Source organism: Ruegeria sp. CDSC021 (assembly GCF_059610845.1).
In genome coordinates, this window is the sequence record NZ_JBXWOK010000006.1 from 114,455 (window position 1) to 139,155 (window position 24,701).

The following is a 24,701-nucleotide window of genomic DNA, read 5'->3' on the forward strand; positions in this document are numbered from 1 at the left end:
GACCATGAACGCGTGCATCAAACAGGAAACAGCGAGATCACTCCAATGATAGAACGCATCGAAACCGGCGAGAGATCGTCCAAAATCGTTAAACATAATGGTGTGGCCTATTTGACCGGGCAAGTCGCCGAAGGTGATACCATTCAGGAACAGGTGCGTATTTGCCTTGGGAAAATTGACGACCTTCTAGAGCGCGCAGGTTCATCACGGGAAAAAATGCTGCGTGTGACCATCTGGCTGGCCGATATGAAGGACTTTGCTGGTTTGAACGAGGTCTGGAATGCTTGGGTTCCTGCAGGATACGCACCTGCGAGGGCGTGTGGCGAAGCAAAACTAGCGCGGCCCGAACTGAAGGTGGAATTCATAGTGGACGCCGCATACGACTAAAGCATGCTGCTTCTTTAGGAATTCCCCGTCTTGAATTACCAAATTCAAACAGAAAAAGCCCGCCCCCGTTTGGGGCGGGCTTTTTTGTTTCGACGGTTAGGTCTGAGACTATTCGACGAACGATCTCATCACCGCCTCCGATCACTCAACACTCATTGGTGTACGACATGGGTGCGTCGCGGGCTTGTCGAGATCAAACGAGAAAGGGCGCCGAATGGGCGCCCTTTCCATTTGATCATTCGCTTGCGCGAATTACTCGACGATCTTCGACACAACGCCGGCGCCGACGGTGCGGCCGCCTTCGCGGATGGCGAAACGCAGGCCGTTTTCCATCGCGATCGGTGCGATCAGCTCAACCTCGAACGACACGTTGTCGCCGGGCATAACCATCTCGGTGCCAGCTGCCAGGGTCACGGTGCCGGTCACGTCAGTTGTACGGAAGTAGAACTGCGGACGGTAGTTCGCGAAGAACGGCGTGTGACGGCCACCCTCTTCCTTGGTCAGGATATAGGCTTCGGCTTCGAACTTGGTGTGCGGTGTAACCGAACCCGGCTTACACAGAACCTGGCCACGCTCAACACCTTCACGGTCGATACCACGCAGCAGCGCGCCGATGTTGTCGCCCGCTTCGCCGCGATCCAGCAGCTTGCGGAACATTTCAACACCGGTACAGGTGGTTTTCTTGGTGTCGCGGATGCCGACGATTTCGATCTCGTCGCCAACATTGATCACGCCACGCTCAACACGACCGGTCACAACTGTACCACGGCCCGAGATCGAGAACACGTCTTCGACCGGCATCAGGAACGGCTGGTCAACAGCACGCTCAGGCGTCGGGATGTACTCGTCCACGGCAGCCATCAGCTTGCGGATCGATTCTTCGCCGATTTCCGGGTTGTTGCCTTCCATCGCGGCCAGTGCCGAACCGGCAATGATCGGAATGTCGTCGCCAGGGTAATCATACGAGCTCAGCAGCTCGCGGATTTCCATTTCAACCAGCTCCAGCAGCTCTTCGTCGTCAACCTGGTCAACTTTGTTCATGAACACGACCATGGTCGGGATACCAACCTGGCGGCCCAGCAGAATGTGCTCGCGGGTCTGAGGCATCGGGCCGTCAGCCGCGTTCACAACCAGAATCGCGCCGTCCATTTGCGCCGCACCGGTGATCATGTTCTTGACGTAGTCGGCGTGGCCGGGGCAGTCAACGTGGGCGTAGTGACGCGCATCGGTCTCGTATTCCACGTGGGCCGTCGAGATGGTGATGCCACGTGCTTTTTCTTCAGGCGCGCCGTCAATCTGGTCATACGCTTTGAAGTCACCGAAATACTTGGTGATTGCTGCGGTCAGCGTCGTCTTGCCGTGGTCAACGTGGCCAATCGTGCCGATGTTGACGTGCGGCTTATTACGCTCAAACTTTTCCTTTGCCATTCCTCAGGCGCCCTTTTGTGCTTTGGGGGACCCTTGGTCCCGTGGTTACATCTGCGCGCGCGAGATATTGGGTTCAAAGGAGAAAATCAAGCACATCCTGCGGGAAATGCCGTTCTTTAAGCCGGATTTTGCGTTGCTTCACCTGAATCGAGTGGCTGGATCAGTTCGGGACGCCGGTCGAACCAACCGTTTTCCAAATGTTCCTCGGCCAACCATTCTTCGACTCGGTCCGCAACTTTCAGAGCCAGCCCGCTCATTTGCTCTTGTTTCGTCCGTTCATGGCCCGAACCTTTCAGGGCACTGCCGCCGGTTGTGTCTTCCAGCACCTGGAATTGCTTACCTTTGGCAAGAAACTCTTTCTTGTTCACGTCATAAACGTTGACCAGAACAATCGCAGTGCTCTTGGGGTTGTAGATCACCGGAATTCCGGGAGGGGCCAGCATGTAGCCCTCGAGGCTGATGCCGATGTCGTATTCCTGAGCGCCTGTATAGCGCCCAAGGCGGATGTCCACCGCGTTTTGAATGGCAGCAGTCCATTCGTCGGGCGTCGCATCCCGGCTTACCGGCCCCTGCACCGCCTTATCGGCAAAGGCATAGTTTACCCGCAACTTGAATTCGCCCAGCGTCTCAGGCTCTTCGTAAACCTGCGTTTGGGTGCAGGCGCCCATCAGGGCCAATCCGGTGATCAGTGTCAAAATGCGCAACATATCTCGTCTCGATAGGCCTGTTTTTCTTTGATCTAACGCACCGATACGGCTTGTGCCAAGCCGTATCGGCATAAATCCTCTGTGACCGGGCCTGATCAGGAGAATTTAAAATCACGCGGGAAGCCGTATGGCGGCTTTTTCCCGACGCTGGCACGCTTGGCCAGCCATTGCGAAAGATCTGCCTCGTGCCGGGTCTTGTCGCCACCCATGGACCATTTCAGGCCCTCTTCCCAGTTGAAGGTGGTGATATCTGACAGCCCGCCGTCCAATTCCAGCGTCCCCTGCCGCCCGCGCGCCATATTGTATTTCTGCAGGCGAACGCCCTTGCCGCGGGTCATTTCAGGCAGTTCCTCGGTCGGGAAGACCAGAAACTTGCCGTTCTGAGAAACCACTGCAACGTGGTCACCTTCGATCGGCTTACAGATAATCGCTGTTTCGTCGCCTTTGACGTTCAGCACCTGTTTGCCGTTTCGGGTCTGTGCCAGCACATCATCCTCGGGCACGGTGAAGCCGTTACCCGCATCCGAGGCCACCAGCAGCTTGCGCCCCGGCTTGTGGATCAGGATGTCGATTATCTGCGCCTCATTCGGCAGGTCGACCATCAGGCGCAGCGGCTCGCCCATACCCCGACCGCCGGGCAGATTCGCGGCACTGATCGTATAGAATCGACCGTTCGAGGCAAAGACCAGCAGCCGATCGGTGGTTTCCGCATGGAAGATAAACCGTGGCCCATCGCCATCCTTGAATTTCAACTCGCGGTTCAGGTCGATATGGCCGGTCATGGCGCGAATCCAGCCCATCTGAGAGCAGACAACCGTGATCGGTTCGCGGTCGATCATCGCCTCAAGCGGGACCTCTTCGACCTGACCGGCTTCGGCAAACTGGGTGCGCCGCGCGCCGCCCTCATAGTCCTTGCCGAAGGTTTTCTTGGTCTCTTTCAACTGCTCGGCGATACTGGCCCATTGCAGGCTTTCATCGGCTAGCAGATCTTCGAGATTGGCACGTTCCAACATCAGCTCATCGCGTTCGCGAACCAGCTCCATCTCTTCCAGACGACGCAAGCTGCGCAGACGCATGTTGAGAATTGCGTCGACCTGGACCTCGGACAGCTCGCCCTCGCCCGGTTTGGGCGAGACATAGTCGGCCTCATTGGTGGCGCGGACATGGTCGATGCCCCAGTCTTCGCGCATCAGCGCAGCCTTGGGGTCATCGTCATAGCGGATAATGTCGATCACGCGGTCAAGATTCAGGAAGGCAACGATAAAGCCCTCCAACACCTCCAGCCGATGGTCGATCTTGGCCATCCGGTGGCGCGACCGGCGCAGCAGAACCTCTTGCCGGTGATCCAGGAAAGCGCGAAGCACTTCTTTCATCGAGCAGACTTTGGGTGTCACCCCGTCGATCAGCACGTTCATGTTCAGGCTGAATCGCACCTCAAGGTCTGAGTTACGATAAAGCATTCCCATCAGCACCTCGGGGTCTACGTTCTTGGAACGCGGCTCAAGGATCAGGCGAATGTCATCTGCGGATTCGTCACGAACGTCGCCAAGGATCGGGATTTTCTTGGTCTGAATCAGCTCGGCGATCTTTTCGATCAGCTTCGATTTCTGAACCTGATAGGGAATCTCGGTGACGACGATCTGCCACTGACCGCGGCCCAGATCCTCGACCTCGAACTTACAGCGCAGGCGGAATGACCCGCGCCCGGTGCGATAGGCCTGCGCGATATTCGCAGGCGGTTCAACGATTACGCCGCCGGTTGGGAAATCCGGTCCGGGCACGTAGTTCAGAAGCGTATCGTCGCGCGCATCCGGCGTCTTGATCAGATGCAAACAGGCGTCACACAGTTCCGAGATGTTATGTGGCGGGATATTCGTCGCCATGCCCACCGCAATACCGCTGGAGCCATTGGCCAGCAGATTCGGAAATAGCGCGGGCAGAACCACCGGTTCGGTCAGCGTGCCGTCATAGTTGTCACGGAAATCGACAGCATCCTCGTTCAGACCCTCAAGCAGAGCCTCGGCCACGATGGTCATCCGAGCTTCGGTATAACGAGAGGCCGCCGGGTTATCGCCGTCGATATTGCCGAAATTCCCCTGCCCGTCGACCAGCGGATAGCGCACATTAAAATCCTGCGCCAAACGCGCCATCGCGTCATAAATCGCGGCATCGCCGTGCGGGTGATAGTTACCCATCACATCGCCCGAGATTTTCGCCGACTTACGGAACCCGCCCGTTGCACTGAGTCGCAGTTCGCGCATCGCATAGAGGATTCGCCGATGCACCGGCTTCAGACCATCCCGTGCATCGGGCAAGGCCCGGTGCATGATGGTGGACAGCGCATAGGTCAGATAACGTTCACCAATCGCGCGGCGCAGCGGTTCGGCTACTTCGCCCCCGTTTCCGGGGGCCACCATATTGGGGTCGTCGATCGTATCATTCATAGATGATGTGATACGACGCAAGGGCGCGCGGGTAAAGCAAGCAAGACATATTTTACTGGGGACAAGTGGCGCTTTTTGCAACAGGGGGAGGCAACCCCCCGATTTCCCCCGTTTTTCGACTTGGGTCGCGAATTATGCTAGGATGTCTGACATTAGTCTGCTGCCTTTTTTTGTTTTGATTGATCGACCGGGGGATGCGCCATGACGCGCCTGATTGTAATGAGTTTCGCTGCACTTGGCTGGTGCTTTTACGTCATGAGTGGCGGGCCTAATTTCGAACCGCGCGGTGTGCGGTCGGAACAGCCCGTGCGAGTCGCCTCGAAAGCGGCCTCCAAAACCGTAGCACCGTCTCCGGCAAAAGAGCTTGTGACAAATGTCGCTATGCGCTCGCCGGTCGTGCGCGAGCGCCCGATTGATCCCCAGCCAGCAGTCGCAGCGATTGTCGCAGAACCCGCCAGTCTGGACACTTTCAACGCGCTTTCGGTGTTTGACGATCAGACTGCCAGCATCACGCTTGCGTCTCTGGAAGACGGTGTAACTGGCCTGAAGCAAATCACCAAGGACGTGCAGCCTGAACCCGCCGCCCAGCCTGACCCCAGGAAAGATATCCGGGAAATCTCCGGGACCCGCGTGAACATGCGTGACGGCCCTGGAACGATCTACCCGATTGTTGGCAAAGCGCGCATCGGCCAGAAGGTCGAGGTGCTAAGTGACTCGGGCACCGGATGGTTGCGACTGCGCGTGTTGCCGCAGCAACAGGTGGGGTGGATTTCGACCTCTTTGGTCAGAAAAACACCAGACTGACGTGGAGCAATGATTGTTCCCATACTCTGTGCACCCTAGCTTGGGGCTGGTTCAGAATCGGGAAAATCATGCAGAAAACCATTCTAATTACTGGCTGCTCATCGGGCATCGGACTGGATGCGGCGCATGGGATGCGCGCGCGGGGTTGGCGCGTGTTTGCCTCGTGCAAACAACAGCGCGATTGCGACCGGTTGCGGGCGCAGGGGTTTGAAAGCCCGCGCATTGATTATACCGATACGGCCAGCATATCGTCGGGTTTGAACGAAGTGTTGGAGGCCACCGGAGGCACCCTGGACGCGCTGTTCAACAATGGCGCACATGGCCTGCCCGGCGCGGTCGAGGACCTGCCGACCGAAGGCCTGCGTCAGATTTTCGAGGCGAACTTCTTTGGCTGGCACGAACTGACCAGGCAGGTCATCCCGATTATGCGCAATCAAGGACACGGGCGAATCGTTCAGAACTCTTCGGTGCTGGGTCTGGTGGCCTATCCGTGGCGCGGCGCCTATGTGGCCACGAAATATGCAATCGAAGGGCTGACGGATACACTGCGCCTAGAACTGGCTGATACGGGGATCAAGGTCATTTTGATCGAACCCGGCCCGATCACATCTAAAATCCGCGAAAACTCGATCCCGTTCTTCGAGCGGTTCATCAACTGGCAAGACTCGGCCCTGCGCGAGCGTTATGAGTCCTCTTTGTTGAAAAGACTGTATGAATCGTCGGGGCCGGACCGGTTTGAACTGCCCGCATCAGCGGTTACGACCAAGCTGGCCCACGCCGTAGAATCCAAGCGCCCGCGCCCCCGATACTATGTGACAACACCTACATTTATCGCCGGTTGTTTGCGCCGCATCCTGTCGACACGTGCGATTGACCGCATCCTTGCAGGGGTCTGAGGCGAAATAACCCGTTCGCTTTTGGCACGCACGGGGCTAGATGATAGCCCTAGGCAAACAGAAACGCGGACGGTGTACTCATGGACCTAATGATGGTCATTTTGCTTTTGGCCATGGCGGCGGTTGTCGTCGTATTGGCGCTTGGCATCTCGAATTTCGGCAAAAGCGGCAGGGACGCGGCACTGAAAAGCAACAAGTATATGCGCCTGCGTATCCTGTTTCAGTTCATCGCCGTGATTCTGATCGTGCTTTACGTCTGGCTGCGCGGTCAGGGAGGTCAGTAAATGGTCGTATTGAACAAGATTTACACCCGCACCGGTGATGATGGCAAAACCGCACTCGGCAATGGCGAACGCGTCGCCAAATACTCGGGCCGCGTGACCGCTTATGGCACCGTGGACGAGTTGAACGCCTTTGTCGGCGTCGCCCGGACCGAGGCAGATGGGGATGTCGAAGCTGCACTCGCCCGCATTCAGAATGACCTGTTTGATCTGGGCGCAGATTTCTGTCGTCCCGACATGGAAAAGGATGCCGAAGCAGACTATCCGCCTCTGCGCATCGTGCCCGCGCAGATTGACCGGCTCGAGGTTGAAATCGACGCGATGAACGAAGCCTTGGAACCGCTGCGCAGTTTCATCCTGCCCGGTGGCTCGCGTCTTGCGGCGCATCTGCATGTATGTCGAACCGTATCGCGCCGGGCCGAACGGCTTGCGGTTGAGCTGACCAACATGGAGCCGGTTAACGAAACCGCAGTCAAGTACCTGAACCGTCTGAGCGACTGGTTCTTCGTCGCAGCCCGTTGTGCCAATGAAAACGGAACCCAAGATGTTCTGTGGGTTCCGGGCGCGAACCGCTGAAAGCGGCGTTGCGTCCAGTGGACGCGGCGGCGACCGGAAGGGCGAAGCCCCGGCCCGACGGGCGGGCGCAAACCGATAGCTTCCTGCCTTTTTGGGTGGGTGTGTGGTGCTTGGTCACGTCAAAAATAGCAAAACGCGACGTCCGTTGCAGATGACGTGACGATTTTGCCCTGTTGCCGCCTGAATTGAATCGCTATTCAAGCCCTCATGAACATTGGTGGAGTCGCGACGCGGCTTGCCGTTTTTTGTGAGGAGCTAGCGCAAAATGAAGGTACTCGTGCCTGTCAAACGCGTGATTGACTATAACGTTAAAGTTCGCGTCAAAGCGGATGGCAGCGGTGTCGATCTCGCCAATGTCAAAATGTCGATGAACCCGTTCGACGAAATTTCTGTCGAAGAGGCAATCCGTCTGAAAGAAGCCGGCAAGGCAGACGAAGTCGTCGTCGTTTCTATCGGCGTAAAACAAGCCCAGGAAACACTGCGCACTGCGCTGGCCATGGGCGCGGACCGTGCTATCCTGGTCATTGCTGCAGATGATGTCCATCAGGACATCGAACCCCTGGCCGTTGCCAAGATCCTGGCCAAAGTGGTCGAGGAAGAGCAGCCCGGTATCGTTCTGTGCGGCAAGCAGTCTATCGACAACGACATGAATGCAACTGGTCAGATGTTGTCAGCTCTTTTGGGCTGGTCACAAGGCACCTTTGCGTCCGACATCGACATCGACGGCGACAGCGCAAAGATCACTCGCGAAGTCGATGGTGGCATGCAAACCATCAGCGTCAAAATGCCGACAATCGTGACCGTGGACCTGCGCCTGAACGAGCCCCGTTACGCGTCGCTGCCCAACATCATGAAGGCGAAGAAAAAGCCGCTGGACGAGAAAACCGCCGCCGATTACGGCGTCGACGTCTCGCCGCGCCTGGAAGTCGTCAAAACCGAAGAACCACAGGCACGTGCCGCTGGCATCATCGTCGGCTCGGTAGACGAGCTTGTCGCGAAACTCAAAGAAGCGGGGGCTGTGTAATGGCTGTTCTTCTTCTCGCCGAAGTTAACAATGGTGAACTGGCGCTGGACGCAACCGCCAAAGCTGTGAACGCAGCAAAGGCACTGGGTGATGTAACCGTTCTGGCCGCAGGCGGGTCCGCTGCTGCTGCCGGTGAAGCTGCCGCCAAGATCACCGGCGTCTCAAAGGTTCTGGTCGCCGAGGACGAATCGCTGGGCCATCGCCTGGCAGAATCCACTGCTGCGCTGATCGTAGGTCTGGCTGATGGTTATGAGCACATCGTTGCCCCCGCCACCACCGATGCCAAGAACGTTATGCCGCGCGTTGCCGCGCTGTTGGACGTCATGGTCATCTCGGACGCGTCCGGTGTCGTCGACGGCTCGACCTTCGAACGCCCGATCTATGCGGGCAACGCGATCCAGACCGTCAAATCTGTGGACGCCAAAAAAGTCGTCACTTTCCGAACCGCAAGTTTTGATGCTGCGGGCGAAGATGGCTCGGCAGCAGTTGAGACCATCTCGGTCGGCGAGAACCCCGGTCTATCGTCCTGGGTCGAAGACAAGGTAGCTACAAGCGACCGCCCCGAGCTGACTTCGGCTGGCGTTGTTGTGTCGGGTGGCCGTGGTGTCGGTTCTGAAGAGGACTTCAAGCTGATCGAAGGTCTCGCTGACAAGCTGGGGGCCGCAGTTGGCGCATCGCGCGCCGCAGTCGACTCGGGCTATGCTCCGAACGATTGGCAGGTGGGTCAGACCGGCAAGGTTGTTGCCCCGGATCTGTATGTCGCTGTCGGCATCTCGGGTGCGATTCAGCATCTGGCAGGTATGAAAGACTCGAAAATCATCGTGGCGATCAACAAAGACGAAGAAGCGCCGATCTTCCAGGTTGCCGATTACGGTCTGGTCGCCGACCTGTTCCAGGCCGTTCCGGAACTGACCGAGAAACTCGGCTGATCAACGGGCTAGACTTTTCCACGAAGAATCTTGCATTGGGCCCGCCATCGGCGGGCCCTTTTCATTGCAGGTTTCTGATCGGACCGACCAAGGCGTCAGCAATCGACCTGTGTGCCGCAGGACCTATCATATATTCCGCCATGGGCTGTTGCAGTGTTCCAAACAGCATATCTTCAAGCTCATCGGACTGCCCCGACACGCTGACCGTCACCTCAACGATCTCGGCGCTGAGAGGGCGCAGGGCCTCGATCATCTGTGGCGTGATCCGAATATCAGCACCGTGCTTGGGCTGATCACTTTCTGCCTCACGCAGGACCTGCAAATTCAACAAGACAACAGGCGCTTCAAGCGCCTCAACAAGCCCCCCAATGCGGTCGATCCAATTCCGTCGCAGCTCTTCTGCGATTACCTCGAACCGCGCATCATTGCGGCCCTGCAACAAAATCATCAGGTGATGTACGAAATGGACATCGGCAAAGTCGATCTCGGGATAGAGAGATTTCAGATCCTCTGTCGGAGCCAGAAAACGGTCGTTGCGTCGGGGATGAACCCGGTAGAATCGATTGGACTGCCCCAATATGTCGCTAAGCTGCACCACGCAGAGCTCTGCTTGGTTCAGTAAACCCCTCAACTCCGTGTCATCGCACAGCGCATCTACGCCGCAAAAAAGACTTCCGAAATTCAGGCATCGTCTGTCCAACCTCTCTTCGAGAACTGCCGCGAATGGCTGCTCGACGAATCGCCCGAATGTTTCGGTCCCACCTGCGCAGGCCACAAATGACGTCTCCAGCGAACGCATTGGCCCACGAAACCACAATCGTGAATCACCGTATTGGCACACGTCATGCTCGAGTCGCCCCGAGCCAGCTTGATGATAGCTCATATCACTCACCCAATTTTCACCCGGATGCCATCTTGCAGCCGCAAGTCTTGAGAATCTCCTAATGTGCGCATTTGAAGCAAAGTCGAACGGTCTGATCCCCTTGCCGCCCGCCCCGATCTGCCGATAGTGTCATCCTACCCCGTGGCACAGAGGCATCAAAAAATGGATGTAAAATCAGTCGGAGTGATTGGCGCAGGCCAAATGGGCAATGGTATCGCCCACGTACTGGCTTTGGCGGAATATGACGTTCTGCTGAACGACGTTAGCCAGGACGCGCTGAACAGCGCCATGGCGACGATTGAAGGAAATATGGCGCGCCAGGCATCGCGCGGAAAAATTTCGGATGAGGAGATGCAATCCGCGCTGAAACGCATCACGACCACAATGGAGCTGCCACAGCTGGGCCAGACTGACCTGGTGATCGAGGCCGCAACCGAGCGTGAGACCGTCAAACAAGCCATTTTCGAAAGTTTGCTGCCACATCTGCAACCGCATACAATCCTGACGTCAAATACGTCATCTATTTCGATCACACGTTTGGCGAGCCGAACAGACCGGCCCGAACGCTTTATGGGTTTTCACTTCATGAACCCAGTTCCGGTGATGCAACTGGTTGAACTGATCCGGGGCATTGCTACGGATCAACCAACATTTGCTGCCTGTAAGGCCGTTGTAGACCGCCTGGGCAAAACCGCCGCCAGCGCCGAAGATTTCCCGGCTTTCATTGTCAACCGCATCCTGATGCCGATGATCAACGAGGCCGTATACACCCTGTATGAAGGCGTGGGGAATGTTCAGTCGATTGACCAATCGATGAAATTGGGCGCAAACCACCCGATGGGACCACTAGAACTGGCTGACTTTATCGGTCTGGACACCTGTTTGGCCATTATGAACGTGCTGCATGATGGATTGGCCGATACCAAATATCGCCCTTGTCCGCTGTTGACGAAATATGTCGAAGCGGGCTGGCTGGGACGTAAAACGCAGCGTGGTTTTTATGACTATCGGGGCGAGGCGCCAGTGCCGACCCGGTAAAGGCCACCGCCCGGAATTCATCCGGGCGCAGCCACGAGATTGTCCTGATCAGGTGAAATTGCAGGTCAGAGCTTGGTTGCCTGCCCAAGACCCAGCGTGTGCTTTCTGAGCCAAGCCATAAAGCCGCGCGGATCTCGCTCCAGCAGCTGCATATCCTCATCCGAGATCGGTTCTCCGATCACCGGGGATTGCGGTTTGTTGCAGGATCGAACGATCTCGTGCAGCAACAAACCCTGGCGCAGAATCGCAGAAAGTTTGTTGGCGATCTGGTAGGCACGCGAATTCCTGCCAGGGAAAAAGATCGGCAGGACCTGCGCGCCGGATCGACGGATCATTTTGGCCGTGAACACGTTCCACTCACGCTCGATCACCGGCCCGAACCAGTCATCCGAAGACATCACAACGCCTGAAGGGAACAAGGCCACAACGCCCCCGTTTTTCAGATGCTCCATCGCATTGCCGCGCATCTCAAGCATCTTGGCCTGTGCCTCGGGATCGTGCGGGAAGGGCACCGGAATCATGAACGACGTCGCCGCCTCGTCCAAACCTGTCAGAACCGAACGGGTCAAGATCCGATAGTCGCTGCGGACCCTGCCGATCAGCTCTGCCAAAATCATGCCGTCGACCATGCCATGGGGATGGTTGGCTACGACGACCACGGGCCCCGTTTTTGGAATACGCGCGATCTGTTCCTCTGGTGTGGTCAGGTCGATGCCCATTATATTAAGCGCACCTGCCCAGAACCGTTGGCCGCGGAATTGTTCATTCTGCTTCTCGAACTTGTTAACCATACCCAAAATGGTCAACTTACCCGTACACCATTCAATGGTGCGGATCGCTGTTGCAGTCCAAGGGTCGTCGAACGAGTTTGCGTAGGTCAGGGTCTTACGATCATAGATCTCGCCCTGGTCCTTGGTCCCATCCACCACCGGGCCTGTCTTGGTCTCGTGCGTTGTTTCCGCCAATTCCTGGTTATCCCGTTCTTCGTATCACGGCGGGTGCGGTCAGAAACCTTCTCCGAACTTGTCGTTCACCAGAGTCTCCAACGCATCAGCCAACGCCTCAGCATCCGGTCCGGACGTCTCGACGTCAATAGTCGTTCCACGAGACGCTGCCAACATCAAAAGACCCATAATGCTGTCGCCGGATGCGGAAAGCCCGTCTTTCGACACCTCGGCCTGAGCGTCGAACCCTTCTACCAACTCAACCAGCTTGGCCGAGGCGCGGGCATGCAGGCCCTTTTCATTGATAATTTTCAAGCTTCGGGTGGTCATTCTTTATCTGTCCGGTTCTCGTCAAACGTCACATTTTGCGCATTGATATACTTACGTCCAGCTTCCATTGCCTGCCGCACGGCTTCGCCAATCGGCAGGTGGCGGGATTTGGCCAGTTTTATCAACATGGGAAGATTTGCGCCGTAAAGGATACGGCGATCCTGCGGCGCGCAGGCACGCAGGCTGAGATTCGACGGGCTTCCGCCAAACAGATCGGTCACGACGACAACACCGTCACCAACATCAACACTGTCGGCGGCCGCACAGATTTCCGATTGCTTCGCTTCGCGATCATGATCGGCCTCGATCGAGATCGCGGCCAGGCCGGGCTGATTGCCGACCACATGCTGCATCGCGGCCAAATATTCTTTGGCCAGCCCACCATGTGCTACGAGTACGATCCCGATCAATCCGGCCTCACATTCAACGATCGTCTTTCCATTTCGCGATGCCTAATTGCCACTTGCTGCCCCCCCTCTGCAAGGGCCCTTGCAACCGCTTCGGCCATTGCAACCGATCTGTGTTGCCCTCCGGTACAGCCAAAGGCCACGGACAGGTAGGCTTTGCCCTCGGCCCGGTAGGCGGGCAACAACAAAGTCAGCAGGTCAACTACCCTTTCGAAGAAAGGCGCATAGTTCGCGTCGGTTTGAATATAGCTCGCCACATCCGAATTGCGACCATCTTCGGCCCGAAGCTCGGGACGCCAGTACGGGTTGGTGAGAAAACGGCAGTCAAAGACCATATCCAATCCGCGAGGCAAACCACGCTTATAGGAAAATGATTCGATGGTTACCGCCAGATGCCGCCCACCCTGAGGTGCAAACCAACGCTCTACCTCTTCGCGCAGTTGGTGAACATTCAGTGGCGTGGTGTCGATCAACGTATCTGCAAGTTCACGAATTGGGGCCAGCGACTCTTTTTCCTGGCGCACGCCGGTTTCAGGGCTGGCATCCGCAGACACCGGGTGACGTCTGCGGGTTTCCGAATACCGGCGCAGCAGGACTTCATCGCTGCAATCGAGATAAAGCGTGGTCAGGTCAACCTGTTCCATCCACCGAAGCTTAGCCAGCAATTCGATGACGCCAATCGTGGAAAAATCGCGGTTGCGCGCATCAATACCAAGCGCCATGGGACGGTCGGTTTTTGGCCCGTCTAATAGACGCAGCAAAAGACCCATGGGAAGGTTGTCGATGGCCTCGAACCCCAGATCCTCTAAGACACGGATTGCGGTGGACCGGCCTGCGCCGGATGGGCCGGTGACAAGTACGATGCGTCTTTGGGTCGTCATTGATTGGGCCATTCCGGGTCTGCGCACCCGTTTTTCATCAGTAGCAAGAGCGCTGCTGGTAAATTGGAGACGCCAGCGCCCCGAAGCAAGGGAACAGTTTGCCTCAGGATAAGAATTGAACGGGGTTCTGGCAGGCGCTCGGGTTCTTCTAGCGCCATGTCCACCACAAAGCCAACCGGCACCGGCCCAACCGAGACTGCCCGCAACAGGCCAAGACCTCTTGCCTCGATCAGTCCACCGATATTTGGAGCCGCCTCTGCCAGGGCGAGATTGCCATCCATATACAACCGAACCCGATCGTCCGCGACCAGATCGGCCCCCAACGCCATCATCTGCAAAGACAGCGCTGACTTCCCGGTGCCCGAAGGCCCCACGATCAAAACAGCACGGTCTGCTACCGCGACGCAAGAGGCGTGAACGATGGCAGTATCTTTGTGTTCAACAGAGGAGAGTGCGGACGTGCTCACCGCGTCAAACCGGCAGGCCCACGACGAATCGCGCGCCCTGAGGGTCTGATGTTATGTCCGCTTCGGTCGGGCGGATATTCTCGGCCCAAATCACCCCGCCATGCGCCTCGACAATCTGTTTCGAGATCGCCAGACCCAACCCCGAGTTATTGCCGAAATGCTCAACGGGACGTTGGGAATAGAACCGTTTGAACACTTTGGTCAGGGCCTGCTCGGGGATGCCTGGGCCAGTGTCTTCAACAACAACCAGAACCCGATCCTCGCGCCGGCGTACCCACACACGTATGGCATCGCTTTCTTCGCAGAAGGAAATCGCATTGGTGATCAGGTTTACGAACACCTGCGCCAATCGCGCCTCAAGCCCGGTCACGGTGATTGGTTCGGGCGGCAGATCAGTGATGTAATCGATTCCCTTGGCGCGCGCATCCTCGCCCAGATACTGACCGAGGTTTCCGATCAGGTTCAACAAATCAAATGGCTGCTCTTCCTCCTTGACCAGTTCGGCGTCCAGGCGCGAGGCGTTCGAAATGTCGCTGACCAGACGATCCAGCCGACGGACATCATGTTCGATCACCCCCAACAGCTTGTCGCGCTGGTCGTCTCTTTTAACCATGCGCAACGTGCCCACAGCAGATTGAAGGCTGGCTAGGGGGTTTTTGATCTCATGCGCCACATCTGCCGCGAATTGTTCGTTTGCATCAATCCGGTTGTACAGCGCTGTAACCATGCCGCGCAAAGCTCGGCTGAGTCGTCCGATTTCGTCCGGTCGCGCGCTCAGATCGGGGATGCGGATGCGGCCCGGGTTGACCCCCGCACCGCGGTCTTTGCCCATCTCGGCGGCGGATGCCAGATCGGCCAGCGGGTTGGCGATGGTCGATGCAAGGACAAGGCTCAAGCCAACGGAAACCAAAAGCGCCACGACGAACATGCGCAGAATCCGCTCTTGATCACGGCGGGCCAATGCGTCGATTTCTCCGGCGGGACCGGCCATGGCAACTGCGCCAACGGGCTTTCCATCCAGTTGGATCGGGGCCGCAGCAACGATAACCGTTTCGCCTGCGTCATCCTGAACCGCCTGAACCTGAATATGCCCGGTCAGCGCCTGTGGAATGATGGCCTGAACGCGTTGGGCCAAGGTTGGCGCTTCGCTGGTTTCATCTTGCTTGAACACTTTGGACAGCCCGGTCCAAACCGCGTTCAAGGCATCACTGATCAGTGTGCTTCCAGTCTGCGCATCAGCTTCTGAGCGCAGCATGACCGGCATCTCTGAGACCGCAGGCGCGCCGCGCGTCCAACCAATCAGCGTCCCACGAGCATCGTAAACAAAGACTTCACCGCCGACCGGCAGGCTGAGACCAGCCAACGTATCTTTGACATCCAGAATGGCCGCGTCGCGGGTAATGCCAGTCACATTCTGTCGCAGTTGGGTTTCAAATACGTTGCTGACCAACTGCGCATCACCAACCAGGTTCCGGGCGGTTTGCTGCACCTGTTCTTCTCGCGAATTATCCAGATATAGCAATCCGGTGACCAGAATCACCAATGCAATCATGTTGAATGTGATGATCTTGCGCGCCAGAGGCGAGCCCCGCAGAGAAAACAGATTGCGGCGGCCGCGTGTGGCCCTGAGTTCGGCGGAATCGTCGCTCTGGGGGATGACCCAGTCATCCCCAAGAACGACGTCACCGTCGCGTAACTCGTTTTCTTGCTCAGTATCGCGCACGAGACCCAGTAACCCCTTAACTTAGGCCACGCTTATTCTTCGTTGTACCGATACCCAATACCATACAACGTTTCGATGGCCGAAAACTCCGGATCAGCAGCGCGCATCTTTTTGCGCAGACGCTTGATGTGGCTGTCGATCGTGCGGTCATCTACATAGACCTGATCGTCATAGGCAACATCCATCAGCTGATCGCGGCTTTTGACAAATCCCGGACGCTGCGCCAAGGCCTGCAGCAGCAGGAACTCGGTCACTGTCAAAGAGACATCCGATCCCTTCCAGCTCACCGCGTGGCGCAAGGGGTCCATCCGCAATTCGCCCCGTTCCATCACCTTGGCGTCGCCTGTGTTGGCAGCCACGGGATCACCCGAGGTCGCTTCCTGACGGCGCAGCAAGGCCCGTATCCGTTCTACTAGCAACCGTTGCGAAAAGGGCTTTTTGACATAATCATCAGCACCCATACGCAAACCCAGAACTTCGTCGATCTCGTCATCTTTCGAAGTCAGAAAGATCACCGGCATCTGGGTCTTCTGCCGCAGTCGCTGCAGCAAATCCATGCCATCCATACGCGGCATCTTGATATCCAGCACTGCCATATCGGGCAGCTTCTTGTTAAACGCATCCAGAGCAGCCTGCCCGTCGTTATACGTTTCTACCTCGAAACCCTCGGCTTCGAGCGTCATGGATACGGACGTCAGAATGTTCCTGTCGTCATCCACCAGTGCAATCTTTGACATCGGGTTAACCCCTATTCCTGCTCTCATACGAAACAATTCGCTTATTTGTAGGGCATTTTTGTCGTTTTTATGGCCGCGAATCAATCACCATCTACGAATCGTGCGATTGTTGTCACACACATGCGGCAAAAAAGCCGTTAATGGTCTTCGAAAAGTGTCTGTATTTCCGGCAGAAAAAACATGGTGGCGCTAAACCTGAACTTGGTTGCGCTAACTGCGCCAAACCGTCCTGTTCACGCCCTAAACGACCATGATAAGACCCGCCCAATCGCCGGTTTTCCCGGTACACTGCCCCAAGAGCGCACCTTGGCCAATCTGCCGCCGCGCCGCCACAGGAGAAGACACACATGACATCTGGACGGGTGAACCCGCAATTCCGCCTCGAAGATCAGGGCATCGAGGGTCTGGGCAATGTCTATTACAACTTCATGGAACCGGCACTGATTGAAGAAGCCCTCAAGCGGGGTGAAGGTACACTTGGCAATGGCGGAGCTTTTCTTGTCAGTACCGGCAAGTTCACTGGCCGTTCTCCCAAGGACAAACATGTTGTCCGCACCGACAGTGTCGCCGATTCGATCTGGTGGGAAAACAACGCCGAGATGAGCCCTGAGGGTTTCGAAACGCTTTATGCCGATATGATCGAGCACATGAAGGGTCGTGACTATTTTGTGCAGGACCTGGTCGGCGGCGCCGACCCCGCTTATTCGATCAACGTGCGCATGGTCACCGAACTGGCATGGCATAATCTGTTCATCCGTCACTTGCTGCGCCGCCCGGATCGTGAAGACCTGGATGAGTTCATCGCGGATTTCACAATCATCAACTGTCCCAGCTTTCAAGCTGATCCGGCCAAGCACAACTGCCGTAGCGAGACAGTGATCGCACTGAACTTCGACCGCAAATTGATTCTGATCGGCGGCACAGAATATGCCGGTGAAAACAAGAAATCCGTCTTCACCCTACTGAATTACATGCTGCCTGAAAAAGGCGTGATGCCGATGCATTGCTCGGCGAACCACGCGGTCGGTAACCCCGTAGATACCGCGGTCTTCTTTGGCCTCTCGGGAACTGGCAAGACCACCCTGTCCGCTGATCCGGCCCGCACCTTGATTGGCGATGACGAACATGGATGGTCAGACCGTGGCACTTTCAACTTCGAAGGCGGGTGCTATGCCAAGACGATCAACCTGAACGCCGAGGCCGAACCCGAGATCTATGCAACCACCAGCAAATTCGGCACCGTGATCGAGAATATGGTTTTCGATCCCGAGACCAAGGAGCTGGATTTCGAAGATGACTCGCTGACCGCAAACATGCGTTGCGCCTATCCGCTCGAGTATATCTCCAATGCCTCGAAAAGCGCGTTGGGCGGGCATCCGAAGAACATCATCATGCTGACTTGTGACGCGTTTGGTGTTCTGCCCCCGATTGCGCGGCTGACCCCGGCTCAGGCGATGTACCACTTCCTGTCGGGCTTCACCTCGAAGGTTGCTGGCACAGAGCGCGGCGTGACCGAGCCCCAACCCACATTCTCGACATGCTTTGGCGCGCCGTTCATGCCGCGTCGCCCAGAAGTCTATGGCAACCTGCTGCGCGACAAGATCGCCCAGCACGGCGCGACCTGCTGGCTGGTGAATACCGGCTGGACTGGCGGCGCCTATGGCGTTGGCAGCCGGATGCCGATCCGTGCGACCCGCGGTTTGCTGACTGCCGCTCTGGATGGATCGCTTCGGGATGCGGAATTCCGCAAGGATGCGAATTTTGGCTTTGATGTGCCGGTTTCCGTCCCTGGTGTCGCCGAAGTTCTGCTGGATCCGCGTCGCACCTGGGACGACCAGGCCGCCTTCGATAAACAGGCTGAGAAGCTGGTTCAGATGTTTGCTGAAAACTTTGAGCAGTATCTGCCTTTCATCGACGAAGACATCAAAGCCGTAGCAATCGGTTAATGTTGCAAAAGGGGGGGCAAACCTCTCCCCTTTTTTCGGACAGCACATCTGTTGGCAATCGTCCTTATACGTCTAACGTAAGGTGTCCTTACAAATTCGTTGCCCGATTTGCCGGTTTAAGCTATCCAATGATGTCATTAAGACAAATTCGCCCGACGCAATCGCGCCGGGCGTTGTTTAAAAATACCTTGGGTAACTCAGCCGCGCACTCACATTCGCGAATTGAGAAACCTAATCAGATAGCAAGTGTATGCCAATGGGGATGAGTGTCAATATGAGACTTTCTGAACATTCAGATTTCAGTTCGTCTCATACCGCTGCTTTGTCGCAGCGCGTGACATGGGAAACGACAGGTAACGAAATGACTGAAATCTTGAAACTGACCGAACTGCGCAAACTGATGCAAAGCATGGAGCGCACGTTGGGGCTGGAACAACTCTCACCGGTAGAGCGCGATATCTATTACGCCGCCGAAGAACTGTCCAAAGCTGACCAGGAAGTTCGGACATTTGGGTTGATTGAACACACGCTTGTGCAAAGCGTCTCGCGCCCGACCTTTTTTCGTGCGCTGAAGTCGCTGGTGCAGAAGGGGTATTTGTCACAAAGCGGTAGCGCGAACCGTGGACGGTATGTTGTGCATGCGCCTAAGTAATAAAGCGTTTGATCTGCGCATTGCTGGCTGACCGCCGTGCGCAGATGGGCCTCTGAAACGTTCTTTGCCTCACTGGCCTACGTAATTGCCTCGTTCCTTACGTTCGAGGTTCTGATGCCACTGCAGAACGTATTCTTCCCCGAATATCCCAGCAAGGCCAGCCTGCTGTTTCTCCCGCATGGTGTGCGTGTGCTCTCTGCTTGGTTGTTGGGGTGGCGGGCGATTTTTGCGCTCTTGCCCGGTGTCTTTCTTGTCTTTGCCTTTCTCGGCGGAAGCGACGTCTTCCTGCCCAACCGTCTGGCCGCCATAGCAATCGCCGTCACAACCGTTCCTGCTGTATTTTACCTATGCAAATGGGTCGGCTTCGATCTGTTTCCCCACCCGGACCGCAAACCATGCTGGTCCTGCGTGATGGGGGTCGGGATCGTCACGTCAGTATTGGTGTCCGTACTGACCAACCTGGCTTTTGGCAGCGGTGGGCTGGAATATATCGCCTTCCTGATCGGCGATATCTCGGGCCTGTTCTTTCTGATGCTGGGGCTCTATTTCACGCTGCGCGCGATAGATCGGCGTGCCTAGCCCATCAGCCCGCGTCGCAACAGGTTCAGCCCTGCGATAAGCAGCACGAACAGGGTGATCTTGCGAAACAGCGCCTGATCTATGCGCGCCTGCAGTTGCAACCCCACCCACATGCCCGCCAGCCCCGGCAGCACCAGAGCAGCCGAGAACGGAGCGGTTTCGGCGCGGAAAATCCCGGAGCCCATATGCGCGAACAGCAACGCCAGCGCCCCCAAACCATAGATGACCCCCTGCACACGCATCTGCACCGCTTTCGGGGTGTTTAAGGCGGTCAGATAAGCCACGGTTGGTGGTCCCCAAATTCCAGACATCCCCCCGACAAAGCCTGCAACCGCAGCGATCATGCCCTCTATTCGGGCAGATGGGCTGGCCAATTTCAGACGCAGCCCCAATACCTGGATCAATGCAAAGACTGTCACCGGGATGCCAATCATCAACAAAAAAGTTGATGCTGGCACTGCGCTGACCAACTGAGCACCAATCAGCAGAAACACCAACCCGACAACCAGAAATACACGGAACTGACGGATCGAGGACACGGCGGCCGGAACACCCCCGCGCAATGCCTGCACCCCATTTGTCACCAGGGTTGGCAGGATAAGCCCCGCGATCGCCATATCCGGCGAAAGGAACATGCTCAGCCCAGAGATCAGAACCATTGGCATGGCGAACCCGACCATGCCTTTGACCCAACCGGCAATGAAGGCAACCCCACAGGCCAGCAGCAGTTCTTGGGCAGAGAGCATAGAAAACAACGTCATGTCCCCCTGATATCACTCCTGACAGGTGCTGCACTGCAAAAATGATCAAGCAACTTTAGAACTTTTTAGTCGCATAATTCGTATTTTTGTTGCGCTGCACGTGCAGCATGATATGACCAGACGACTTTAGGAGAGAGCTGATTCATGGCCCATGACGGACAGGATATGACCCAGATGATTGCATCCGCGATTTTGCCCGAGCTTCTGACGCTGACACGTGCGGCTCTGCCGGCTGTGGACACCGTATTCGAACGCGCCCGCGAGTCGGTCCGCGCGATGGTGACAGAAGATGGTCGCGTGTCCGGCGCTCTGATCGAGGCCAATCAGACCGCCGCTCATGGGTTGGCATGGCTGGCGACATACAACCAGTCGCTGCAGCAAATGCAACGCTGGGCCGATGCTTTGGAGGCAGAAGGCAAATTCGGCGAGATCGAGCAGCTGCTGCACCAAATCGCCTTTGGTGAATACCTGCATCAGGTCGCGGGCGGCATCCCAATGAACCAGGGTGAGATTTTGCGTCTTCAGGACATGGGTCTGGGCTGGGACGCGCTGTCCGGTTTCCAATGCGCTGAAGTTCAGACACTGATGGCACAGGCCAATTCACAGGCTGCACGCAGTCGCTTGGTTGAACTGATGGAAGAACAGGCCGGTGCCACGATGTTCGGAACGTCGGGCCTGGACGAAGAACTGGAAATGATCCGCGACCAGTTCCGCCGCTATGCCCAGGAAAAAGTCGAACCAAACGCCCATGATTGGCACCTCAAGGATGAGCTGATCCCGATGGAAATCATCGAGGAACTTGCCGAGATGGGTGTATTTGGCCTGACCATCCCCGAAGAGTTCGGAGGGTTTGGCCTTTCCAAGGCCTCGATGTGCGTGGTGTCCGAAGAATTGTCGCGCGGCTATATCGGCGTCGGATCGCTGGGCACCCGGTCCGAGATCGCGGCCGAGCTGATCATTGCCGGTGGAACGGATGAGCAAAAAGCGCAGTGGCTGCCCAAGATCGCCAGCGCCGAGATTCTGCCGACAGCAGTTTTCACTGAACCCAACACAGGCTCTGATCTGGGCAGCTTGCGCGCCCGAGCAGTCAAGAATACCGAAGGTGATTACGAGATCACCGGCAACAAGACCTGGATCACCCATGCGGCCCGGACCCATGTGATGACTTTGCTGGCGCGCACCAACTCTGACACTTCCGATCATCGCGGCCTGTCGATGTTCCTGGCGGAAAAGACGCCCGGCACGGACGACAACCCCTTCCCCACCCCTGGCATGACCGGTGGCGAGATCGAAGTTCTGGGTTATCGCGGGATGAAAGAATACGAGCTGGGCTTTGATGGCTTCAAGGTCAAGGGTGAGAACCTACTGGGCGGCGAAGAAGGCAAAGGCTTTAAGCAGCTCATGGAAACCTTCGAATCCGCCCGCATCCAGACCGCAGCCCGCGCCATCGGTGTGGCCCAAAGCGCGCTGGACATCGCCATGCAATATGCGCAGGACCGCAAACAGTTCGGCAAGTCGCTGATCAACTTCCCCCGCGTGTCCGGCAAGCTGGCGATGATGGCGGTCGAGATCATGATCGCACGACAGCTGACCTATTTCTCGGCTTGGGAAAAAGACAACGGTCATCGCTGCGATCTTGAGGCCGGGATGGCCAAGCTGCTGGGCGCCCGCGTGGCCTGGGCTGCTGCCGATAACGGCCTGCAGATCCACGGCGGCAACGGCTTTGCACTGGAATACAAGATCAGTCGCGTGCTGTGTGACGCACGTATTCTCAATATTTTTGAAGGGGCTGCCGAAATTCAGGCACAGGTGATCGCGCGGCGTTTGCTGAGCTAACCTGTAACGGCAACCCTGTTTCCCCGACTTGACCCGGCGCGCGCGCCGGGTCTTTTTTTGCCCAAACTACTGCAGCCCTCAGTTCCTCGAAATCCTACCCTTACCTTCCCTGCTGTCTACGTTCAGCCATGACCAGCCACGGCAGAAACTTCCCCCTATCGCAGCGCCGATATTCCCGGTAGATCAGCGTGCGATCACGAACCAGCGGCGAACCACATGACCCGATCCATTCTTGCCCTTCTGGCCACGCTTGCGGCCTTGGCCCTTGCTGGCTGTGCCACCACCTCTCAGCCGACAGCAACGCAGAACGACATAGACGAGCTGGCGCTCGCCATCCGTTCTATGGGCCCTGAGGTTGATCCAGCCGAGGCACAGAAGGCGGCCACCATTGCCTATACCTATTCGCAGCGTCTGGCCCGAGAATGGCAAGTTACCGACCCGGCCATCATCCACAACGCCAAGGTCATTAACGGATTTCGTGAGCGCGGCCTGTGCAACGACTGGGCCGAAGCGATGACCAGCCGTTTAAGGGCAGAAAACTTCCGCACCCTGGAAATGCACTGGGCTACATCACCGCCAACGCCGCTGAGGATCATCCACCATTCCGCAGTGATCAGCGCAAAGGGCGACACGATGTTCGAAGGCATCATCCTTGACCCATGGCGCAACAGTGGCGCGCTGACATGGGCGCCAACGCGCGAAGATACGCGATACAACTGGCGTACCCGCATGGAGGTGCGCACCGCTTTGCTAAACGGAGAGCAACCCTACTGAGGTCAGGACGGGGTCTTACACTGGCTGATCCGTTCCGCCACCACGGGCAGCATCCGCGCAGCCACCAGCTTTGACCCTTCGGGCGTCAGATGCGTGTAATCGACATACAGCACCTTGTCTTTGTGGAGGGGACCGCCGATCTCGGCAATATCGGTGAAAGGCACATTGGCCTCTTCAAACAAAGCAGGGAAATCGACCCGCGCGCGATGCATCAGATCTTCGCGTCCCGGCTTGTACCAATCCCGCGTGAGCTGGGCGATTTCGCGGTCGGTCTCGCTTAGGACATTGGTGTCCTCATAGACGACCTCAGGCTGCAAAAAGACGTGATAGCAAAACCCGTGGTAGTCGCCGAATGTTTCGATCAGCTTGTAATTGCGCAAAAATCCGACCTTTGCAGTCTGCGCAAGCTCTGCTGAAAAGTCTCTTTGCAAGGCGGTAACATCCCCATACGTGATATTTTTGGGGATTTCATAGCGGTCGAACAAGCCTTGCGTAAATTTCGAAGCCAGTTTGAAGGTATAGGAATACTGCGCCGGGTACCGCAGGAACGCATAGGCTGAAAAGAAGGGTTTGCGATCATTCAAGGCGTCAATCATGCGTGCGGACGAGTAAGCATAACTTTGGACCGGATTATCGACCCCAACATTGTAAAAATCATTGTGGCCATCCAGAAACACAATCATGTCCGGGCTGTACTCATATAGTGTCTCGTACAGGTACAACACATGTTGAAAACTGTGATACGCAACAACTCCGGCGTTGATCACCTCAATCGTCACACCGGGCATCTGATCGCCCAACCGCTCACGCAGGTCCTGCTGCAGGAAATACGCAACCGTTTCCTGATTGGTGAGCGTTGGGTAGTCAGGATAAATACTGCCCTGCGATCCGATGGCATAAGCAGTTGAGCCACCCATCAGAAAAATGCGGAGCGTGTCGTCGGGTTTTGGCTGTTCAATCAGCGTATCGTGGCGGAACCCTTGATCGGAATGGATACGCTGTCCGCCAGTATCAAATCCTCGCTGATAGTCTGGGTTCAGTTTGTGACCACGGATCGAAGAATATAGATGTCGCTCTGCCGTATTGCCCAGCGTGTTGTCATACACATAAACCACGGTGAAATACGAAAGCAGTTCAACCAGCAGGAAGAGAAAGAGGGCATAGATCAAAATCATAAAAAACTTGGTTACAGGCCGCATCCGCCCCATGCCAACATCATCATTTCCGCTCACTACGAAGCTCCAATTCTATCAGGTCAAAATCAAAT

General features: G+C 56.6%; 26 protein-coding genes. 13 read left to right on the forward strand and 13 right to left on the reverse strand.

Features of this window, described 5'->3' with window-relative positions; all coding sequences use genetic code 11:
- The first annotated feature begins 45 nt into the window (after positions 1 to 45).
- A complete protein-coding gene (locus AC2FGB_RS11405; protein ID WP_142639802.1) occupies positions 46 to 387 on the forward strand; it encodes a RidA family protein in 342 nt (113 codons plus the stop codon).
- A gap of 252 nt (positions 388 to 639) precedes the next feature.
- On the opposite strand, the gene tuf is transcribed toward AC2FGB_RS11405, so the two are convergent.
- The 3 genes from tuf to AC2FGB_RS11420 form a co-directional block, all read right to left on the reverse strand.
- Complete coding sequence (gene tuf / locus AC2FGB_RS11410) at positions 640 to 1,815, reverse strand: elongation factor Tu (protein WP_142640426.1); 1,176 nt, start codon at positions 1,813 to 1,815, stop codon at positions 640 to 642.
- Positions 1,816 to 1,931: 116 nt separating this feature from the next.
- A complete protein-coding gene (locus AC2FGB_RS11415; RefSeq protein WP_496690305.1) occupies positions 1,932 to 2,522 on the reverse strand; it encodes a hypothetical protein in 591 nt (196 codons plus the stop codon).
- 95 nt (positions 2,523 to 2,617) lie between these two features.
- Positions 2,618 to 4,966: a DNA topoisomerase IV subunit A gene (locus tag AC2FGB_RS11420; RefSeq protein WP_496690306.1), complete on the reverse strand. Its 2,349-nt coding sequence runs from the start codon at positions 4,964 to 4,966 to the stop codon at positions 2,618 to 2,620.
- A 201-nt stretch (positions 4,967 to 5,167) separates the two neighbouring features.
- Between AC2FGB_RS11420 and AC2FGB_RS11425 the strand changes: the two genes are divergently transcribed.
- The 6 genes from AC2FGB_RS11425 (at position 5,168) to AC2FGB_RS11450 (ending at position 9,476) form a co-directional block, all read left to right on the forward strand.
- Positions 5,168 to 5,770: an SH3 domain-containing protein gene (locus AC2FGB_RS11425; protein WP_496694493.1), complete on the forward strand. Its 603-nt coding sequence runs from the start codon at positions 5,168 to 5,170 to the stop codon at positions 5,768 to 5,770.
- Positions 5,771 to 5,838: 68 nt separating this feature from the next.
- Positions 5,839 to 6,666 (forward strand): SDR family NAD(P)-dependent oxidoreductase, encoded by an 828-nt coding sequence (locus tag AC2FGB_RS11430; protein WP_496694494.1) that lies wholly within the window; start codon positions 5,839 to 5,841, stop codon positions 6,664 to 6,666.
- A gap of 80 nt (positions 6,667 to 6,746) precedes the next feature.
- A complete protein-coding gene (locus AC2FGB_RS11435) occupies positions 6,747 to 6,950 on the forward strand; it encodes a twin transmembrane helix small protein (protein ID WP_142639289.1) in 204 nt (67 codons plus the stop codon).
- Positions 6,951 to 7,523: a cob(I)yrinic acid a,c-diamide adenosyltransferase gene (locus AC2FGB_RS11440; protein WP_496694495.1), complete on the forward strand. Its 573-nt coding sequence runs from the start codon at positions 6,951 to 6,953 to the stop codon at positions 7,521 to 7,523.
- A gap of 265 nt (positions 7,524 to 7,788) precedes the next feature.
- On the forward strand, positions 7,789 to 8,547 hold the full coding sequence (locus AC2FGB_RS11445) for an electron transfer flavoprotein subunit beta/FixA family protein (RefSeq protein ID WP_271951297.1): 759 nt from the start codon (positions 7,789 to 7,791) through the stop codon (positions 8,545 to 8,547).
- Entirely contained in the window at positions 8,547 to 9,476 is a 930-nt protein-coding gene (locus tag AC2FGB_RS11450) for an electron transfer flavoprotein subunit alpha/FixB family protein (RefSeq protein WP_142639283.1), read from the forward strand. Before AC2FGB_RS11445 ends, AC2FGB_RS11450 begins: the two co-directional genes overlap by 1 nt.
- A gap of 61 nt (positions 9,477 to 9,537) precedes the next feature.
- Here the strand turns inward: AC2FGB_RS11450 and AC2FGB_RS11455 are convergent, their stop codons facing one another.
- Positions 9,538 to 10,359, reverse strand: coding sequence for a DUF6473 family protein (locus AC2FGB_RS11455; protein ID WP_496694496.1), 822 nt, complete (start codon positions 10,357 to 10,359; stop codon positions 9,538 to 9,540).
- Between the two features lie 162 nt (positions 10,360 to 10,521).
- Here AC2FGB_RS11455 and AC2FGB_RS11460 point away from each other — a divergent pair, with 162 nt between their 5' ends.
- Positions 10,522 to 11,397, forward strand: coding sequence for a 3-hydroxybutyryl-CoA dehydrogenase (locus AC2FGB_RS11460; RefSeq protein ID WP_142639281.1), 876 nt, complete (start codon positions 10,522 to 10,524; stop codon positions 11,395 to 11,397).
- A gap of 65 nt (positions 11,398 to 11,462) precedes the next feature.
- On the opposite strand, the gene AC2FGB_RS11465 is transcribed toward AC2FGB_RS11460, so the two are convergent.
- From AC2FGB_RS11465 to AC2FGB_RS11495, 7 genes are read right to left on the reverse strand one after another with little or no spacing between them, the layout of a single operon-like run.
- Positions 11,463 to 12,362 carry a lysophospholipid acyltransferase family protein gene (locus tag AC2FGB_RS11465; protein WP_271951305.1) on the reverse strand — a complete coding sequence of 300 codons (900 nt, stop codon included), beginning with the start codon at positions 12,360 to 12,362 and terminating at the stop codon, positions 11,463 to 11,465.
- A gap of 39 nt (positions 12,363 to 12,401) precedes the next feature.
- Positions 12,402 to 12,671, reverse strand: a complete 270-nt coding sequence (locus tag AC2FGB_RS11470; RefSeq protein ID WP_142639277.1) for an HPr family phosphocarrier protein — start codon at positions 12,669 to 12,671, stop codon at positions 12,402 to 12,404.
- On the reverse strand, positions 12,668 to 13,081 hold the full coding sequence (locus AC2FGB_RS11475) for a PTS sugar transporter subunit IIA (RefSeq protein ID WP_142639275.1): 414 nt from the start codon (positions 13,079 to 13,081) through the stop codon (positions 12,668 to 12,670). Before AC2FGB_RS11475 ends, AC2FGB_RS11470 begins: the two co-directional genes overlap by 4 nt.
- Positions 13,078 to 13,971: an RNase adapter RapZ gene (gene rapZ, locus AC2FGB_RS11480; RefSeq protein ID WP_246097304.1), complete on the reverse strand. Its 894-nt coding sequence runs from the start codon at positions 13,969 to 13,971 to the stop codon at positions 13,078 to 13,080. Before rapZ ends, AC2FGB_RS11475 begins: the two co-directional genes overlap by 4 nt.
- On the reverse strand, positions 13,956 to 14,426 hold the full coding sequence (locus tag AC2FGB_RS11485) for an HPr kinase/phosphorylase (RefSeq protein WP_496694497.1): 471 nt from the start codon (positions 14,424 to 14,426) through the stop codon (positions 13,956 to 13,958). The genes rapZ and AC2FGB_RS11485 overlap by 16 nt, the downstream gene beginning before the upstream one ends.
- A 4-nt stretch (positions 14,427 to 14,430) precedes the next feature.
- Positions 14,431 to 16,149, reverse strand: a complete 1,719-nt coding sequence (locus tag AC2FGB_RS11490; protein ID WP_281973490.1) for a sensor histidine kinase — start codon at positions 16,147 to 16,149, stop codon at positions 14,431 to 14,433.
- A gap of 32 nt (positions 16,150 to 16,181) precedes the next feature.
- Complete coding sequence (locus tag AC2FGB_RS11495; RefSeq protein ID WP_142639269.1) at positions 16,182 to 16,886, reverse strand: response regulator transcription factor; 705 nt, start codon at positions 16,884 to 16,886, stop codon at positions 16,182 to 16,184.
- A gap of 347 nt (positions 16,887 to 17,233) precedes the next feature.
- Here AC2FGB_RS11495 and AC2FGB_RS11500 point away from each other — a divergent pair, with 347 nt between their 5' ends.
- From AC2FGB_RS11500 to AC2FGB_RS11510, 3 genes are all read left to right on the forward strand, one after another.
- Positions 17,234 to 18,832, forward strand: coding sequence for a phosphoenolpyruvate carboxykinase (locus AC2FGB_RS11500; protein ID WP_142639267.1), 1,599 nt, complete (start codon positions 17,234 to 17,236; stop codon positions 18,830 to 18,832).
- Positions 18,833 to 19,193: 361 nt separating this feature from the next.
- On the forward strand, positions 19,194 to 19,484 hold the full coding sequence (locus AC2FGB_RS11505; protein ID WP_142639308.1) for a hypothetical protein: 291 nt from the start codon (positions 19,194 to 19,196) through the stop codon (positions 19,482 to 19,484).
- A gap of 36 nt (positions 19,485 to 19,520) precedes the next feature.
- Positions 19,521 to 20,063, forward strand: a complete 543-nt coding sequence (locus AC2FGB_RS11510; RefSeq protein ID WP_271951321.1) for a hypothetical protein — start codon at positions 19,521 to 19,523, stop codon at positions 20,061 to 20,063.
- Here AC2FGB_RS11510 and AC2FGB_RS11515 read toward each other — a convergent pair.
- Entirely contained in the window at positions 20,060 to 20,824 is a 765-nt protein-coding gene (locus AC2FGB_RS11515) for a sulfite exporter TauE/SafE family protein (RefSeq protein ID WP_496694498.1), read from the reverse strand. The genes AC2FGB_RS11510 and AC2FGB_RS11515 overlap by 4 nt on opposite strands.
- A gap of 144 nt (positions 20,825 to 20,968) precedes the next feature.
- On the opposite strand from AC2FGB_RS11515, the gene AC2FGB_RS11520 reads away from it, so the two are divergent.
- On the forward strand, positions 20,969 to 22,660 hold the full coding sequence (locus AC2FGB_RS11520) for an acyl-CoA dehydrogenase family protein (RefSeq protein WP_496694499.1): 1,692 nt from the start codon (positions 20,969 to 20,971) through the stop codon (positions 22,658 to 22,660).
- A 216-nt stretch (positions 22,661 to 22,876) separates the two neighbouring features.
- Complete coding sequence (locus AC2FGB_RS11525; RefSeq protein ID WP_496690313.1) at positions 22,877 to 23,434, forward strand: hypothetical protein; 558 nt, start codon at positions 22,877 to 22,879, stop codon at positions 23,432 to 23,434.
- A 2-nt stretch (positions 23,435 to 23,436) separates the two neighbouring features.
- Here the strand turns inward: AC2FGB_RS11525 and AC2FGB_RS11530 are convergent, their stop codons facing one another.
- Positions 23,437 to 24,666 (reverse strand): SGNH/GDSL hydrolase family protein, encoded by a 1,230-nt coding sequence (locus AC2FGB_RS11530; protein ID WP_496694500.1) that lies wholly within the window; start codon positions 24,664 to 24,666, stop codon positions 23,437 to 23,439.
- Positions 24,667 to 24,701: the final 35 nt, after the last annotated feature.